We start from the raw sequence: 16,234 nt of genomic DNA, 5'->3' as shown, positions 1-16,234 counted from the left end.
ATGCCCGGCGCGGCCGCCGCGTTCGGGCTGCGCACCCGGCTGGTGATCGCGTTCCTGCTGGTGGCCGCTGTCAGCGCCGTCACGACCGCCGCGTTGACCTATCGGCAGGCACGCAACGCGGTTCTCGTGCGTGCGCAGGACACGGCCGTCACCTCCTTCCGCGAGGAGGTCGAGCAGTTCGTCCCCCGCCTGCCCCTGGATCCGGATGCGCTGCGGTGGGACCTCTACGACATCGCGGCGCGCGCCAAACCACATCCGTGGATCGTCTTCGCCGACTACGGTTCGTTGCGCGTCTCCTCGGGTGACCGGCCCGTCTCCGGTGTTCTCACCCCGGAACTGCGCCGCACCACGCTCACCTCGGCACACGGCAGCTTCGAGCGGGTCGTCAAGGACGGGAACGCGTATCTGACCATCGGGATGCCGGTGATGACCCGGGTCGTCGCCGGTGGCGCCGCGGTGCCGAGCGGCCTGGTTCTCTTCGCCGTGATGCCCATGACGAACGAGGACGTGGACATCGACTCCCTGGTGACCGCTGCCCGCGACGGCGCCCTGCCGGGGCTGGCCGTGGCCCTGGTGCCCGCACTGCTCGCGGCGCGCAGCGTGCTGCGCCCCGTCCGTGAACTGCGGCGTGCCGCACACTCCATGGGCGGCGGGCAGCTCGACACACGTATCACCGTACGCGGCCGGGACGAGATGGCCGACCTGGCCAGGACGTTCAACGAGTCGGCGGCCCGCCTCGAACGCTCCGTGGAGGAGTTGCGGGAAGCCGGAGCACGGGCCCGGCGCTTCGCCTCGGACGTCTCGCACGAGTTGCGCACCCCGCTCGCCGGTATGCTCGCCGTCACGGACGTGGTGGACGAGGAGGCCGGGACGCTCGCCCCGAACACCGCTCGGGCGGTGCGCCTGATCAGCGCCGAGACCGGCAAACTCGCCGTGCTGGTGGAGGATCTGATGGAGATCTCCCGTTTCGACGCCCGCGCGGCGGAACTCAACACCGATGAGGTGGACGCGGCGGAGGCCGTGCGCAACACCCTGTCCGGCAGGCAGTGGCTCGGCCGGGTCCGCGCCGAGCTCCCCGACGGCCTGCGTATCCGCCTCGACACGCGCCGCTTCGACGTCATCGTGGCCAACCTGGTCGGCAACGCCCTGCGCCATGGTGCCGAACCGGTCACCGTGCGGCTGTCGGCACGCGGGGACGCGCTGATCACCGAGGTGCACGACAACGGCCCCGGGATCCCACCGGACGCTCTGCCGCACATCTTCGACCGCTTCTACAAGGAGGACGCCGCGCGTTCCCGCTCGTCGGGCAGCGGCCTCGGGCTCGCGATCACCAAGGAGAACGTGCAACTGCACGGCGGCACGATCCACGCGCGGAACGCGGCCGGCGGCGGCGCCCTGTTCACCGTGGAGCTGCCCTTCGACGGGCCCGCGTCCGGGAGCGGCGCGCCGGACGGTCCGTCACGCGCGCACGGTGGCACGGGGCCGGCGGAGAGCCGCGACCGGACGGAGACCATCGCGTGAAGAAGTCGCCGTTCCGTGGGCGTCGGACGGTCCGACTCACCGCGCTGCTGATGCTCGCCGGGGGCCCGCTCGTGGGCTGCGGCATCCAGGAGACGGCCGTGATCGAGGCCGGCAGGCCGGTTGTCGCCGATCTGCTTCCCCCGCGCGAGGAACGGATGCTGTTGTTCTTCCTCTCCCCCGACGACGAACTGCTGCCCGTGCCACGAACCGTCGAAGCACCGTGGCAGAACGGAACCGCGGGCTCCGCCGGGTCGGATGACGCGTCGCCCCGTCCGGACGAGCCGCCCGGACGGGACGGCCTCGGCGGTTCGTCCCCGCCGGGCGCGGGGACGAGCGAGTCCCCCTCGCCACTCGCGGCCGTCACCGCCCTGCTCGCCGGACCGGAAAAGGCCGAACGGCGGGCCGGGTTCCACAATGCCGCTTCGCTGTCTCGTGCGGCGTCCGCCGCGAACCGGATCGTCATGGGTGACCGCACCGTCGAGGTCATGCTGCGTCTGCGGGTGAAAGGGCTGACCGCCGCCGCCCGCGGCCAGATCGTCTGCACGGCCGCGTTCGCGGCGCACGCGCAGGGGGCTGTGTCCGTGACCCTGGTCGGGCAGGACGGGCGCCTCGCCCCGGCCGACTGTCCCGTTCGACCGGTCCGGGTGCCGACACGCTGAGCCGTGGCGGCGGGCGGGCGCCTGGCCCGGCACCGGTCGAGGAGCCGGCCTCCGTATAGTGCGGACGAGTCGGCATCGTTCCCGCACCGACCCCGGGTGGCGGCGGCACGGAAAGGAGCGGCCCGCCGGAACATCGGTTCCGGCGGGTCGCTCGTCCCGGCTCACCCGGGGCCGTGCTCCGCCCGTCGGTCTCTCATCCGGGTTGCGCGGCGCCCCTGGTTGTCGGCCCGGTCTCGCCTCACCTGCCGAAGAAGGCGTTGTGGATGGTGACCGTCGACTCGTTGTCGTCCTTGTCAGTGACGACGGCCTTCAGCGAGATCGCCTTGCCCTTCGCCGGGGCCTTCACCGTGACCCTGTCCGCCGTGACCGGGACGGGCAGCCACGTCGTGTCGTCGTACGACACCAGGACCCGCAGGGTCTTCAGGTTGGCGCCGGCCGCCGCGCCTTGCACCTCGACGGGGACGGTCTGCTTGCCGCCTGCCGGAACGGTGGAGTCCAGCGCGAGCCGCGGCAGGAAGCGGACCGTGGAGACCGGGAGCATGGTCGGGCTCTCGGTGCGGGCCGAGTCGAAGGTCCACGAGGCGTCGATCCGGGTTCCGGTACGGTTGAACTCCGGGTTCCGGCGGATCGTGGTCGACACCGTGTACGTGGCGGGTTCCGACGGCAGCGCGAAGGGCTCCTGGTCGATGGCGACGTCCTTCTTCACGAGCAGCTCACCGTTGCGGTGGACGGTGGTGCTCGCGCCCGAGTACCGGGCGATCCCGAAATGGCCCGCCCCGTCACTGACCAGCGGCAGCGAACCGAAGATGGTGTCGCCGTCGCGCACGATCCCCTCGTTCTCGTTCATCCGCGGCCCCGGTGCACCGACGTTGTAGGTCTCGGTGTACGTCTCCCCCGCCTTGTACCGCCGCGGCTCGTCGAGGCCGTAGAGGGCATCGAAGTTCCGCTGGCCCGAGGGATCCGCCGCGCCCAGTACTCCCGCGACGATGTTCCAGGCGGCCCCGTCGGCCGTGGACAGATACACGTTGCGCGTTCCCGGTGCCGGCTGCACGGTGTAGGGGGCCTCGACGCCGCCTCCGTAGTCCAGTACGCCGTGTGCCGCGAGGGCGCCGTCGAGGCCCGGTACGGACGATCCGACCTTCGCCTTCACCAGGGCCATGTCCCCGGGCTTGTAGGTCTTGCTGTAACCGGTGGCCAGTTCCTTGACCGGGCCGCCGGTGAGGACGTTGTACTCGTTACTGCCCCGCTGCCAGTGCGCGGACCACTGCTGGACGAGGGCGCCGTCGCCCATCTCGGGTCCCTGGTACGCGGTGCGCAGATGGTCGAAGCTGCCGAACTCGCCCCCCTCGATGATGAGGGTCTCGGGTGTGCTCACGGTGTACATCATTCCGGCGCGCGTGTAGCGTGCGGCCGCGTCCGGCACCTCGAAGGCGACGGGCCGGGTGGTCCGGGCGTCGAGGGTGACCGTGGTGGGACCGGTCACCGAGAACCGCGGGTTGTTGATCAGGTCGACGCCCTTGCCCGGGGCAGTGGGGTCGACCAGCATGTCGGCGGCGAGACTGTAGGTACCTCGCGGCAGTCGGACCGTGGCGGAGCCCGACGACAGGTCCGGGAAGAACCGACGGCCCGTGGCGGACCCGCCGTAGCCCTTCAGGTCGGCCTGCCAGTTGGTACTGGCCGCACCGTCCCGTCCGACGGTGTTGAAGGTGACGTCGTACGACTCGGCCTCGCGCTCCACCGATGCCGCGGTGCGCACGCTCCGGCCGCCTCCGGACGCGACGACCGTGACCGAGTACGAACCGTCGACCGTACCGCCGAGCCGGGTGTCGGCCGTCAGGTCCACGGCGGCGGTACCGCCGGCCGGGACCGTGATCCGCTGTGCCCCGAGGGTGAAGAACCCGGCCGGGGCGAGCTTCTCGTCCCCGCCGGTGGGCGCCTCCAGCGACAGGTCCAGCGTCACGTCGGTGGTGCCGCTGTTCCGGTACCTCACCTGCTTGGCGACGGGTGTGTCGTCGGTGTGGGGCCACTGCTGGGTACCCAGGCCGACCGAGGCCGGTTCGGAGACGACCGTCTGGTCGATCGCCTTGTCGACAGCGAGCCGGCCCGCCCCCTGCTGGAAGACCGAGTGGGAGCCGCCCTTGGCCGAGCCCGTCAGGGCCGCCTTGATCTGTGCGCCCGTCCAGGCGGGGTTCTTCTGCTTGAGGATCGCCGCGGCGCCCGCGACGTGCGGGGTCGCCATCGACGTGCCGCTCTTGCTGACGTATCCGGGAGGGTTCTGGTCCGGCGTGCCGCTCGCCGCTGCCGCCGTGATGTCCACGCCCGGCGCGGTGATGTCGGGCTTGACGGCGCCGTCCCCGATGCGGGGCCCGACGCTGGAGAAGTCGGCGATCAGGTCGTCGTCGTCGACGGCACCGACCGTCAGCGCCGCGTCGGCGCTGCCGGGGGACGCGACCGTGCCCCGGCCCGGCCCGCTGTTGCCCGCGGCCACCGCGAACAGGACGCCCTTCTCGGCGGAGAGCTTGTCGACCTGGGCTTCCAGCGGGTCGATCCCCGGGGTGTCGGGGCTGCCCAGACTCATATTGATGATGTCGGCCCCCTGGGCGACGGCCCAGTCGACCCCCGCCAGGACGCTGGAGTCGTCACCGTTGCCCTGATCGTCCAGCACCTTGGCGTTGATCAACCGGGCCCCGGGCGCCACGCCCTTGAACCGGGCGTCCTTGGCCCCCGTACCGGCGGCGATGGAGGCCACGTGCGTGCCGTGTCCGACCCGGTCCCGGGCGTCCGGGGAGCCGCTGAAGTTCCGTTCCGCCACCACCCGGCCCGTCAGGTCCGGGTGGGTGGCGTCGATTCCGGTGTCCACGACGGCGATCTTCACACCGGTGCCGTCGTAGGAGCGGGCCCAGGCCGCCGGAGCGCCGATCTGGCCGGTGCTGCGGTCGAGCGACGCCTTCCGTACGCCGTCCAGCCAGATTCGCGCGATGCCGGAGGTCGTGGCCGCCGAACCGTCGCCCCGCCGACGGGTCAGCGCGTCCCACAGGGAACCCGCACTGTCGGTGGTGCTGGTGACGGCGTCGGCGTCGAGGGCCGACAGGGTCCGGCGGACGGTGGTGCCGTCGGAGGAACGTACCTCGGCGCGGGCGGACCCGGCCGCCGACCCCCGGTAGCCGACGATCACCTTGAGGCCGGCCCGGTTGGCCTTGAGGCTCTCCGGTTCGGTGAGTCCGGTGATGTCGAACAGCCGCTGGTCCAGCGTGCCGTCGGCGATCAGCCGCCGGGCATCACGCGGCACCACATAGGTACGGCCGTCGTAGGTCCGGGTGAAGAAGGGAATGTCCTGTCTGCCCTTCGCCCGCTGGATACCGCCGACCCGGCCACGGGAGTCCACGAGGACCCGGTCACCGGTGATCAGGGTGACGGTGCGCACGGCCTTGCCGACCGTCCCCGTGTCCTTGGCGACGACCGGGAATGCCGGGTCCGGGCCGCTGCTGGTCCTCGCCGATGCCGGGCCGGTCATGCCCGCCGTCAGGACGACGGCGGCCGCGGCCACGACGGCATACGCCTGTTTTGATCGTTTACGCAAGATTGCCCCTGCTCAGGAGTGAATCGGGCGGGCGAGGGCCCGGCCCGCATGGGGCGCTCTCGAATACTCGTGCGGCCCCGAGGACTTGAAGTATTCCGGGGGCGCTCGGAGGCACTCAATGATCGTTGTGTAACAACGCTTCACCACGTGGGGCCCGGCCGGGCCCCACGTGGTGACGACTCGTCAGGTTATTCGTGGGCGGCATTCCCTGCGCGGACGCATGGGTCGTCCGCGGCCCCTGCGGCGCCCGCTGCGGGCCGTCGGCGTCGGCTTTCGCCACGTCATGCGCCGGCGCGAGCGGTGGTGCGGTGGTCGGGGCCGTGATGGTGCGTGCCATGGCGTGGCGCGGGCTTCCTGCCAGTCGGCGAACACGGCCCGGCCCTGCGCGGCGGTGCGGTGGCTGCGCGACGCGTGGTCCGGGAGGTCGTTCTTCGCTGGTCGGGATGGGCGCCGATAGGCTCGGCGAGTGATCAATATGGCGGTGCGTGGTGACAGCGGGGACATCGTGGCTCGCGCCAAGGCCGGGGTGGAGTGGACCGCTGCCTTCGCGGACCTGGACCCGGCGGACTTCCCGATGCTTCGGGCCCTGACTCCGTATGGGGACGCGGTGTTCAACCAGCGGCAGCTGCCGCTGCTGCTGGCGGAACTCGACCGGCTTCCCGCCGCCTGTGGTGGTGACTGGGTCGTGCAGGCCCGCGAGTTGTGCCAGGTCGTCGAGCGCGGGTTGCACCTGTATCTGTGGTTCCTCGGCGACTGACCCCGATCGGCTGGTCTTCAACTGCCCTGGGACTGTGGCCTACTGGCCCAGGGCCTTCCATCCGATCGTGCCGCTCTGGACGGAGTGCGCCTCGTCCGCGCGCGCGAACTCGCCGACGGGTCTGTTCGCCGCGAGATGCTCCAGGGTGGAGAGCAGGTCGTCGTCGGCGAAGCGTCCGGCGGTCGCGGCCAGCCCCAGGGCCTGATCAACGCTGTCGGAGCCCATGACCGTGGCGAGCTCGACGGCACGGGCCATCTTGGCGCGGATACGGACCGCGCCGGCAGGTGTGGGGGCGTCGTGCTCGAAGCTGATCACGAGGAGCGGGGTGCGGATCGCGGTGTAGTCCGCCAGGCGGTCGGTGAGCGGCTCCTGCGAAGCGTGGGCAGCGCCATCACCCGCCATGGCGGCGAGTTCGAGCAGGTCCAGCCATTGGGAGGCGGCGGCCTCGTCCTCCAGGGTGCGCGGGGAGAGGTTCTGCGTGAGGCGCAGGAAGGCCTCGTAGGCGGGGGGGGAAGCCGCAGTCCGCTGTCGTGGGCGGCCCGTTCGGCCGCCGCCATCACGGTGCTCAGGGGATCAGGACGGCCCCGGGTGGCCGCGACCACAGCCCGGACGGCCAGGGCGGGGTCCGTGAGTAGCAGGCCCTGCACTGTCTGAGCGCCCAGTGAGACGCCTACGAGGTGGCGGGGGCCGAGGCCCGGGCCGTAAATCAAGTCCCTTACGTCGGCGGCTACTTCTCCAGGGCGCACGGGCGGGCCCAGGGCGGCGGCCTGGCGGTCGAACCTGACGACCTGGTGACCTCCGGCCGTGAAGGCGGGCACCTGGTGGAGGTTCCATGTCCTCCCCGGGGCGCCGCGCGCATTCGGCTACCACGATCCGCGCGCCGCGACGAGTGCGCCCGATGGCCAGAAGGGCATCGTTGCTTCGACAGGTGCTCCACCTTCAGCCGGATCAACGTACCTTCGGCCAAGGGAAGTTCACTCTCGTGGTCGAGCCAGGAGGAATGGTGGGTGAGCTGGGGGTGGCCCCGGTCCCACGCCTGGGTTTCGGCCTTGCCGTAGTTGGTGGTGTCGGTGACGGTGGTGATCGCGGGCTCGGTCCAGGTCTCCGGCTTGGTGAAACGGAATTCCGGGCCGTGCTTGGGCGGCCGGCTGTTGACACCATGCATCCTCGGCAGCTTCGGCAGTCGCATGACACGGTCGGACCTGACCCGGCCGACCATCTCGACGGGCAGGTCGCGCAGGACCCAGGCCAGGCGGGTGACGTCGTAGCCGGCATCGCTGACGATCACGATATGCGGGTCCCCGGCCTGCCACTGGCCCGCGGGCGATGAGCCGCTCGACGACTCCTCGGAGCTGGTCGGCGGTGATCGCGGTCGCGTCGTCCGCCGGTCCGAGCCGGATCGCGGTCCATGACGTGGCGCCCGGCTCCAGCACGGCGACGAAGGAGTAGGGCCGGCCCGGAATGAACTGCGACGCCGTCTTCGCACGGCCGTAGACGTGGCAGAACAGCCGCTCCGCCGAGCACGGCGCGTCCGAACGAAGCCAGGGCGACACATCGACCGCCAGGATCAGGCGCCCGCGGTCGAAACGCGGCAGCAACAGCCCGGCCAGCACCGTCCGCAGCCGATCGATGTCGATCCGGCCGTGGTTCAGACCACCGTACATCGCTCCGTGCCCACGACGATGCTCGGGCAACAGCGTCAGGCCCACCGGGGACTTCACCGCACCGTCCGCACACAGCACCGCATCCACCAGCTCGAACAACTCATCGCGCCGGGCGCTCAGACACTCGTAGAACTCTCCCCGGAAGCGTGACGCTTCCGCGAACGCTTCCCTCCGGACAGCATCAGGCAGCAGACTCACCCTCACGGCCTTCGTCTTGGTCACCTGCACCTTGGTCGGAGCACATGATCAGACGAGGGCCGCCCCCACGTCCGGCGAATCCCCAGGTGAGCGACTCAGTTCGAGACGCCATTCGAGGCCGGAAGATTAAGAACAAGCCAAGAGGTCGCTTTCATCCCTGATGCCCTTGTATTGGCTAATTCTCCGGGTGTGGGGTTGCGGTGGCGATGGGGCCGCAGGTGCGGTTGAGACCTGTTGGCCGGGTGGGGTGACAGGTGGTACGGACAACCGCTTGTGCCCGTCTCATCCCAGAAAGCCCGACCTCTGAGGCTGTGTGCTTCCGTCGTTGTTGCCGCACGCCTGGGCGCACTCGGTCCGGGGCGGTACGCGAGGAACATGCCTAAGCCTCGATCCACCGACCCGTGCCTTGTGGATAACGTCTCGGAAAACGAAGAAGTGCCTTGTGACCTGCGATGATGGGAGTTCTTCAGGCTTCCAGCACGCACAATCAGCAAGGCACTTCCGAGATGCAAGTTTCCCACACGCGGGCGGCGGTCTCCGCTGCCTTCGATGACGCGAACCTGATCGCGCATGCCGGGCTGGTTCCGGTGATGCGGCTGGCCGAGCGGTGCGGTCTGCCCCGGCTGGTGAGGGAGAAGGTGAGGCTGACCGGGACGAAGAACGGCGCGGGTGCCTCGGCGGACGCCAAGGTCACCGGCATCGTGGGCGGCATGGCCGCAGGGGCGGACAGCATCGACGACCTCGACGTTCTGCGCCACGGTGCGATGTCGGCCGTGTTCGAAGGGGTCCGTGCCCCGTCCACCCTGGGCACCTTCCTCCGCTCCTTCACCCACGGTCACGCCCTCCAACTGCACGCGGTACACCGAAGGTTCCTCGGCGAACTGGCCGCGCACACCCCGCTGCTGCCCGGCGCGGGGCAAACGGCGTTCATCGACGTCGACTCCACCCACAAACGCGTCTACGGCCGCACCAAGCAGGGTGGCGAGTACGGCCGGTTCAAGGGCATCCGCACCCTGCACCCTCTGCTCGCCACGATCTGCACCCCCACCTCCCGCCCGGTGATCGCCACCGTGCGGATGCGCCGCGGCAAAGCAGCCGACTCCCGGGGCGCCCCGAAGTTCGTCAGCGAGGCGCTGGCCACCGCCGTCGAGGCCGGCTGCACCGGCATGCGCATCTTGCGCGCGGACTCGCAGTTCTACAACGCCGGTGTCATCGCCGCCTGCCACCGGTCCGGCGCCCGCTTCTCCCTCACCACCGGGATGAACCCCTCCATCAAACGGGCCATCCACAGCATCCCCGACACCGCGTGGCAGCAGATCACCTACCCGACCGCGGTGCCCGACCCTGAGACCGGCGAGCTCATCTCGGACGCCGAGGTTGCCGAGATGCCCGCCTACACCGCCTTCGCCAGCCGCAAGAAAGGAGAGCGGGTCACGGCCCGCCTGATCGTGCGCCGGGTCCGTGACCTGGCCAAACCCGCCGTCGTCGGCGAGCAGGGCGAGTTGTTCCCGGTCTGGCGCCACCACCCGTTCTTCACCGACACCCCCGCGCCGACGCTCGAGGCCGAGCGGGAGCACCGCCACCACGCCGTCGTCGAGCAGGTCATCGCCGACAGCAAAGCCTCCGCCCTGGCCCACCTGCCGTCGGGACACTTCCACGCCAATGCCGCCTGGCTGATCCAGTGGGCGATGGCCTACAACCTGCTGCGGGCCGCCGGGGCACTGACCTCCGCTTTCCACGCCAAGGCCACCACCGCCACCCTCCGCGCCCACCTGGTCCAGGTCCCGGCCCGGATCGCCCGCTCCGCACGGCGCGTCACCCTGCACCTTCCGCGCAACTGGCGCTGGCAAAAAGCCTGGACGCACCTGTTCGACACCGTCCACCGCCCACCCGAACCCGCCTGACAGTCTCTGCCCACCCCGCCCGCCAGGGCCCGACCGGAACCAAAACCGTGGAAAAGCTGGGCAGACCAGCGGATGCAGCACGCCCATGCCCATCGGTCGACCCAAAACCGGCTCAGAAGCCCGTCAGAAGATCACTTCCAGACCACGTCGGCGGATCGAGGCTAAGCGCAATACCGTTCAGTTAGTGGTTTGGATGGTGATGTGGGGGCTGTGTTTGGGCTGGGGCCAGTGTGCGTGGTGGGAGCGTTTCGCGGCCCATTTCAGGACCTTGCGTTTGACGACTCGGGGGTGTGAGCGCTTTCGGCGTGTTGGGTTGAGGTGTTGGGTGAGCCATCGGATGGCGTGATGCCAGATCGTGTCGGCCGTGTCAGTGCCCGGAGGGGGAAAATGCGCTCTGCGCGACTGAACGGCGAGCGATGCGGAGGGCTTTGACGAAGGAGACTCTGTCGGGGTCGTGGCCGGCGTGTGCGGCAGTGTCAGCCATCAGGGTGCGGATGGCGAAGTGGCAGCACAGGTGTCCCCAGATTTCTTGCTGGACAAGCTCGGGGGCTTTCGAGCGCAGTACCGCGCGGGGCCCGCGCTGGTGGGTTTTCAGCTCGTCGAAGGCGGTCTCGATCTCCCACCGTTGGGCGTAGGCGGCTGCGAGGTCCTCGGCGCCGGCCTCGGCAGGGTCGAGGATCGTGGTCAACAGCCGGTACTCCTCGGCGTTGCCCTGGCCGTCATCGACCGTGTAGTCGATCACTCTGACCGTGAGCGGCTCCGTCGTGGCCCGGTTCATGCCCGACGTCGGGACGATCCGGGCCAGCCAGGACCCGTCGGCCAGGGTTTCCAGATACCGGGGCCGCAGGTTCGTTTTCACTCGCCAGAGCAGATCCGCGCCCGTGGAGGCGGCCTGCTGCCAGAGGCGGAACCCGTAGAAGCCCCGGTCGGCCAGGACCAACTGGCCCGGCTCCAGCCGCCCGACGAGCTGCCGGGACAACTCGATCTCCGACACGCTGCACGGACCGGTGACAGCGTCGAAGACCGCATGGGTGCCGCATTCCGCCAATGCCACCAGGCGGGCCTGCGGAAACGCGGCCCGCTCCCCCCGGCTGGAAGCGGGCCGCCCGAAGAAGTCTGCGTTGGCTGCCGTGTCCGCCACATCCAGGCACGTCCCGTCGATCGCCACCAGACGACGCCCGGCCAGCCACGACCCCGGCGTGCCAGGCCCCGCCAGCGGACGCGCAACCCGAGCGAAGAGATCCCGCACCGGCTCGAACCCCAGACGAGACCTGGCCTGGAAGATCGCCGACTTCGAGGGCGGCGTGAACGTCTCCGACCACCCCGACGCCCACGACAGCCCGTCCGTGAGCTGCGCGAACACATCCTCGTAGGAGCCATCCGAATACAGCGCCATCCCGATCGAGAAGTACGCCATCACCCGCGCGGGCAACGACCGGTGACGCCGCTCAGTGCGCCCCGCCTCCTCGATCACCGCGTCAACCACGTCTGCGGGAAACACTCGCGTCAGCAATCCCACAGACACCAAATCCGACAACCGGACATCAGACGACGGCTTCACCCAACCAGAACGCGGCATCCCCCCACGATAACCCAGAAGCGCTTAACTGAACGGTATTGAGGCTAAGCGACGTCCGCATCCGAGTGATCTGTCCGATGCCCGCTGGGAGTTGATCCAGCCGGTGCTGTCCGCCTGGCGTTTCGAGCGCCGGGGCAGGGCCCTGGACTTCGGCCGCCCACCCGAGCACGACCTGCGCGACACCATGGACGCGATCTTGCATGTGGACCGCACCGGGGGTCCAGTGGCGCTACCTTCCGCACGACTTCCCGCCCTGGGAACGGTCTACGGATACTTCGCGAAGTGGATGAAGGAAGGCGAGTTCGTCCAGCTCAACGGCCTGCTCAGGCAGCTCCTACGGCAGAAGGAAGGGCGGGACGCCGAACCGTCGGCCTGCGTGATCGACGCGCAGAGCATCAAGACCTCCACCAGCGTCCCCGCCTCCGGCCAGGGCACCGAAGCCGGGAGGAAGATTGCGAGATATCCGCCCTCGGCGAACAGCCAAAACAGCCTCTGACCTGGAACTTTTAGTGGATCACTAGGATCACGCCCCCATCATGACCTTCTGTACGTCCTGTACATTTTTCACGGAAGCCATGCAGGCCCCCGTACAGACCCCGGAGGAGAGGCATCACCATGCTGTTCCGTCCCACCGCCCGTCATGTCCTGCCCGAGTTCACCGAGCGCACGACCGACGGGACCCGCACCCTCGACCCGTACTCCAAGCTGCTCGCCGAACGGATCGTCTTCCTCGGCACCCCGGTCGACGACACGGCGGCCTCCGATCTGATCGCGCAGTTCATGTACCTGGAGCACGCCGCCCCGGACCGGCCCATCCAGCTCTACATCAACTCCCCCGGCGGCTCGTTCGGAGCCATGTCCGCGATCTACGACACGATGCAGTACCTCACCTGCGAGGTGGAGACCTACTGCCTCGGCCAGGCCGGTTCCTGCGCCTCCACACTGCTCGCCGCGGGCGCTCCCGGCCGGCGGCACGCACTGCCCGGCGCGAGGGTCGTCGTGCGGCAGCCCGAGCTCACCGAACCGGTGCAGGGCCAGCCGTCCGATCTGGAGATCCAGGCACAGGAGCTGGAGCGGGTCCGCACGATGCTCACCGCCCTGTTGGCCCGTCACACCGGCCGCGACGCCGGGCAGATCGCCGACGACATCGAGCGCGACCTCATTCTCGACGCGGCGGGCGCTCAGGCGTACGGTCTGGTGGACCACGTCCTGACGAACCGGAACACCTCGCTCCCGCCGCACGGCGCGAGGTGAACACCCGATGCAGTCGCCGGAGTTCCCGCCGCTCCCCGCACTGACGCGCGCCGAGGGGGAGTTCATCGACCGCTACCTCGAAGTCCTCGACCAGGTGGGCCGGATCAACCCGGCCCGCGGCAGCGACACCTACGGCGCACTGCGTGCCGCGCAGGCGCTGGCCTCGCACGCGGGCGCGCTGCGGGACGCCCTCGCGTTGATGCACGAGCGCGGCGAGGCGCAGATCCACGCCGCCACGCTCGCCCGAGCGCTGCGTGTACTGGACGGGGAACGGCGGGCCGGACGCATCACCGTACCCCCCGCTCCGGCGAGTTGATCGACCTCCGCCGTCCGCGCCGGCGGCGGGGTTCGACCAACTCCCTCTGCTCCGGGGTCCGGCCGTGCTCACCCAACTCCCGTACCCGACACGCCCGGCGGGCCGATCGAATTTTCTCGCTCGTTCGGCGTAGGAAGTCCCCCTCGCGAGGGACTCCTCAACTTGCGTTTTCCGCGTGGCCAGTGGACGGAATCCGCCCTTCCGCCCCTGGTACGGCACCGGCCCGAATCACCGGCAGAGCCTCATAGATCACCATGCCCACCCAAACGGATCAGTCGTGAGGAGCCTCACATATCCCTGTTTCAGCTCGGAAATCCGGCAGTCGGTAAGTCAAGATCCCTGGGACGACAAGCCCCCGCCACCGCGGCGGGGCGGTCCGGGCGGACGCCGAGTCCTGCCGCCGTCCGGATGTCTGGTCGACAGAAGTGGATCGGCAGGAGTGGAGGACCCGAGCACAACGGGTCGACCTGAACACCGGTCGACCCTCGGGGTGAAGCCGCCGAACGCGGCCGGGCAACTTCGCCAGCCCGAACCCGACAGGTCATCCTTCACAGGCGGCTGACGAAGGGTTGCGCATGACTGCGCAGGTTCATGTCCCGTCTCTGCTCGTCCGGGCCGGTACGGCCTCGGTTCTGACTCTCGCCGCCGTCGGCGGCACCATGTTCGCCCCGGGCGCCGCGACGGACGCCCAGGCGGCGACCCTGTCGATGAAGGCGCTCAACATCGCGGCATCGAAGAAGGGCTCGCCGTACAGGTGGGGGGCCACCGGCCCCAACCGCTTCGACTGCTCGGGGCTGACGCTCTATTCGTTCAAGAAAGCGGGCAAGAAGCTCCCCCGCACCGCCCAGCAGCAGTACAACCGGACCCGCCATGTCTCGGCCTCCCACAGGCAACGCGGCGACCTGGTCTTCTTCCATTCCGGCCGCAGCGTGTACCACGTGGGGATCTATGCCGGAAACGGAAAGATCTGGCACTCGCCGAGGACCGGCGCGGTGGTCCGGCTGGAGAAGATCTGGACCAAGAGCGTCTATTACGGACGGGTCCGCTGAGGCGGCTCCTGTCCGGCGGATCAGGGCCGCGCCCCCGGCCGTGCTCCGCCGGACAGGATCCGGCGCCGGGCCGCCGGCCGCTCCCGCGCTCAGTGCAGCAGCGGACCGGTCACCAGCACCAGACCCAACGCGGTGAGCACCGTACCGCTGCCGCCCTCGATGGTGCGCGCGGTACGCGGCCGGCGCAGCCACCGGCCCAGCCGGTCCACGAGGAGCGCCACGGCGGGGAACCAGACCAGCGCCAGCACCACGACGATCGTCGCGAGCAGCAGGGTCCTGGGCAGCGGCGGCTGCCCGTCGGGGACGAACTGCGGCAGCAAGCTCAGGAAGAGCACCGGCGCCTTGGGATTGAGCGCGTTGGTCAGAAAGCCCTGACGCAGCGCGCGCACGCGTCCCTGGTCCGCGTGCCGGTCCCCGGGCCCGTCCGCTTCCGGGGTGCGGCGCCGCACCGCGCGCAGGGCGCTGATGCCGAGGTACAGGACGTAGGCCCCGCCGAGCAACTGCACGGTGCGGAAGAGCGCCGGCACCGCCACCAGCACGGCGGCGAGCCCGGCGACGGCCAGGGCGGTGTGCACCAGCAGTCCCCCGGCCACACCCAGCGCGCTCGCCACGCCCGCGGTCCGGGAGGCGAGCGCGTTGCGTACGACGACGGTGAAGTCCGCGCCCGGCAGCGCGACCATTCCCGCGGCGACCCCGGTGAAGGCGATCAGTTGTGCGTCCATGGGTCCACCCTGACCCGGCCGGGCCTTTAGCATGTACTTGCAATCTTCTGGGTCTGCCAAAAGGAACGCTTAATGTACGACCCGACACGGCTGGCGGCACTGGTGGCGGTCGCGGAGGCCGGATCGATCACCCGGGCCGCCGCGCGGCTGGGCTACACCGCGCCGGCGCTCTCCCAGCAGCTCGCCAAGCTGGAGCGGGAGGCGGGCGCCGCGCTGCTGGTGCGCCACCACCGAGGGGCCCGGCTCACGGCCGCGGGCGAACTGCTGGCCGGACGCGCCCGGCGCGTCCTCGACGAGATGGACCAGGCCCGCCATGAGCTGGCCCGTCTCTCCGGGCTCTCCGGGGGACGCCTGCGGGTCGGCACGTTCACCACGGCGGGCATCCACCTGCTGCCGCCGGTGCTGACCGCCTTTCGGCGCGCCCACCCGGACGTGGAGCTGACGGTCACCGAGTACGAACCGCCTCAGGGCGTCGCCGCGGTGGCCGCGGGCGAAGTCGATCTGGCGCTGACCCACGAGTACGAGCCGGCTGCCCCGGTGGCCCTGCCCACCGGGGTCTTCGCCGAACCGCTGCTGGTCGAGGAGCTGGTCCTGATCACGGCGGTCGGTCAGATGCTCTCCGAAGGCAGCGGAAGGCTGCCGGTGACAGAACTGGCGGGACGGCCGCTGATCAGCAGCGCGCCGACCCATCCGCCGCGCCGCGGGGTCGAGCAGGCCCTGGCCGAGGCCGGGGCGACACCCGCCGTGGTCTGCGAGTCGCCCGGCTACGCACTGGTGTGCGCCCTGGCCAGTGCGGGCATCGGGATGGCGGTCGTCCCGGAGATGGTCGCCGCGATGTCGCCGACGCCACTGTCCGTACGGCGACTGGATCCCGCTTCCTTCCGGCGGACGATCTCGGTGGTGCACCGCGGTGACCGGGCGAGCGCCGCGGCGGCGACGCTCCAGGCACTGTTGCGCAGTGGGTTCGGGCGGGCGGGGTCGGCGCAGCGGCCGGGCGCGGAAGCCGGGTGACCGCGCGGGCGGTCGGCCAC

The 16,234-nt window shown here is 70.3% G+C and carries 13 protein-coding genes, 1 pseudogene and 1 riboswitch; of the genes and pseudogenes, 9 read left to right on the top strand and 5 right to left on the bottom strand.

All coding sequences use genetic code 11. The features are described from left to right. Positions 1-1,521: a cell wall metabolism sensor histidine kinase WalK gene (locus tag OG611_RS22010; protein ID WP_266422792.1), complete on the top strand. Its 1,521-nt coding sequence runs from the start codon at positions 1-3 to the stop codon at positions 1,519-1,521. After that, positions 1,518-2,180 carry a hypothetical protein gene (locus OG611_RS22005; RefSeq protein ID WP_266422789.1) on the top strand — a complete coding sequence of 221 codons (663 nt, stop codon included), beginning with the start codon at positions 1,518-1,520 and terminating at the stop codon, positions 2,178-2,180. The genes OG611_RS22010 and OG611_RS22005 overlap by 4 nt, the downstream gene beginning before the upstream one ends. 238 nt (positions 2,181-2,418) lie before the next feature. On the opposite strand, the gene OG611_RS22000 is transcribed toward OG611_RS22005, so the two are convergent. Further along, entirely contained in the window at positions 2,419-5,760 is a 3,342-nt protein-coding gene (locus tag OG611_RS22000; RefSeq protein ID WP_266422787.1) for a S8 family peptidase, read from the bottom strand. Between the two features lie 475 nt (positions 5,761-6,235). Between OG611_RS22000 and OG611_RS21995 the strand changes: the two genes are divergently transcribed. Then, positions 6,236-6,517, top strand: coding sequence for a hypothetical protein (locus OG611_RS21995; protein ID WP_266426099.1), 282 nt, complete (start codon positions 6,236-6,238; stop codon positions 6,515-6,517). A 39-nt stretch (positions 6,518-6,556) separates the two neighbouring features. Here OG611_RS21995 and OG611_RS21990 read toward each other — a convergent pair whose 3' ends face one another. Both OG611_RS21990 and OG611_RS21985 read right to left on the bottom strand, forming a co-directional pair. Then, the gene (locus OG611_RS21990; protein WP_266426319.1) at positions 6,557-6,919 is read right to left on the bottom strand and encodes a hypothetical protein; all 363 of its coding nucleotides are present in this window, start codon (positions 6,917-6,919) and stop codon (positions 6,557-6,559) included. Positions 6,920-7,430: 511 nt separating this feature from the next. After that, positions 7,431-8,379 (bottom strand): annotated as a pseudogene (locus OG611_RS21985) (transposase); the annotation flags it as partial. A gap of 506 nt (positions 8,380-8,885) precedes the next feature. On the opposite strand from OG611_RS21985, the gene OG611_RS21980 reads away from it, so the two are divergent. After that, positions 8,886-10,283, top strand: coding sequence for an IS1380 family transposase (locus OG611_RS21980; RefSeq protein ID WP_266422784.1), 1,398 nt, complete (start codon positions 8,886-8,888; stop codon positions 10,281-10,283). A gap of 367 nt (positions 10,284-10,650) precedes the next feature. Here OG611_RS21980 and OG611_RS21975 read toward each other — a convergent pair whose 3' ends face one another. After that, entirely contained in the window at positions 10,651-11,862 is a 1,212-nt protein-coding gene (locus OG611_RS21975) for an IS4 family transposase (protein ID WP_266422782.1), read from the bottom strand. Positions 11,863-11,890: 28 nt separating this feature from the next. Between OG611_RS21975 and OG611_RS21970 the strand changes: the two genes are divergently transcribed. The 4 genes from OG611_RS21970 (at position 11,891) to OG611_RS21955 (ending at position 14,481) form a co-directional block, all read left to right on the top strand. Further along, positions 11,891-12,358 carry a transposase gene (locus OG611_RS21970; RefSeq protein WP_323180264.1) on the top strand — a complete coding sequence of 156 codons (468 nt, stop codon included), beginning with the start codon at positions 11,891-11,893 and terminating at the stop codon, positions 12,356-12,358. Between the two features lie 122 nt (positions 12,359-12,480). Further along, positions 12,481-13,116 (top strand): ATP-dependent Clp protease proteolytic subunit, encoded by a 636-nt coding sequence (locus OG611_RS21965; RefSeq protein WP_323180263.1) that lies wholly within the window; start codon positions 12,481-12,483, stop codon positions 13,114-13,116. A gap of 7 nt (positions 13,117-13,123) precedes the next feature. Then, positions 13,124-13,432 carry a hypothetical protein gene (locus tag OG611_RS21960; RefSeq protein WP_266422777.1) on the top strand — a complete coding sequence of 103 codons (309 nt, stop codon included), beginning with the start codon at positions 13,124-13,126 and terminating at the stop codon, positions 13,430-13,432. Positions 13,433-13,820: 388 nt separating this feature from the next. After that, positions 13,821-14,004, top strand: a riboswitch (cyclic di-AMP (ydaO/yuaA leader). Positions 14,005-14,007: 3 nt separating this feature from the next. Next, positions 14,008-14,481, top strand: a complete 474-nt coding sequence (locus OG611_RS21955; protein WP_266422774.1) for a C40 family peptidase — start codon at positions 14,008-14,010, stop codon at positions 14,479-14,481. A gap of 89 nt (positions 14,482-14,570) precedes the next feature. Here the strand turns inward: OG611_RS21955 and OG611_RS21950 are convergent, their stop codons facing one another. Further along, entirely contained in the window at positions 14,571-15,203 is a 633-nt protein-coding gene (locus OG611_RS21950; protein ID WP_266422771.1) for a LysE family translocator, read from the bottom strand. Positions 15,204-15,275: 72 nt separating this feature from the next. Between OG611_RS21950 and OG611_RS21945 the strand changes: the two genes are divergently transcribed. After that, positions 15,276-16,214, top strand: coding sequence for a LysR family transcriptional regulator (locus tag OG611_RS21945; protein ID WP_266422768.1), 939 nt, complete (start codon positions 15,276-15,278; stop codon positions 16,212-16,214). The last annotated feature ends 20 nt before the right edge of the window (positions 16,215-16,234 follow it).

It is taken from the genome of Streptomyces sp. NBC_01363, from assembly GCF_026340595.1.
Classification (GTDB): Bacteria; Actinomycetota; Actinomycetes; order Streptomycetales; family Streptomycetaceae; genus Streptomyces.
The sequence above is the reverse complement of the archived record's forward strand: the minus strand, read 5'-3'. Positions and strand labels throughout refer to the sequence as shown.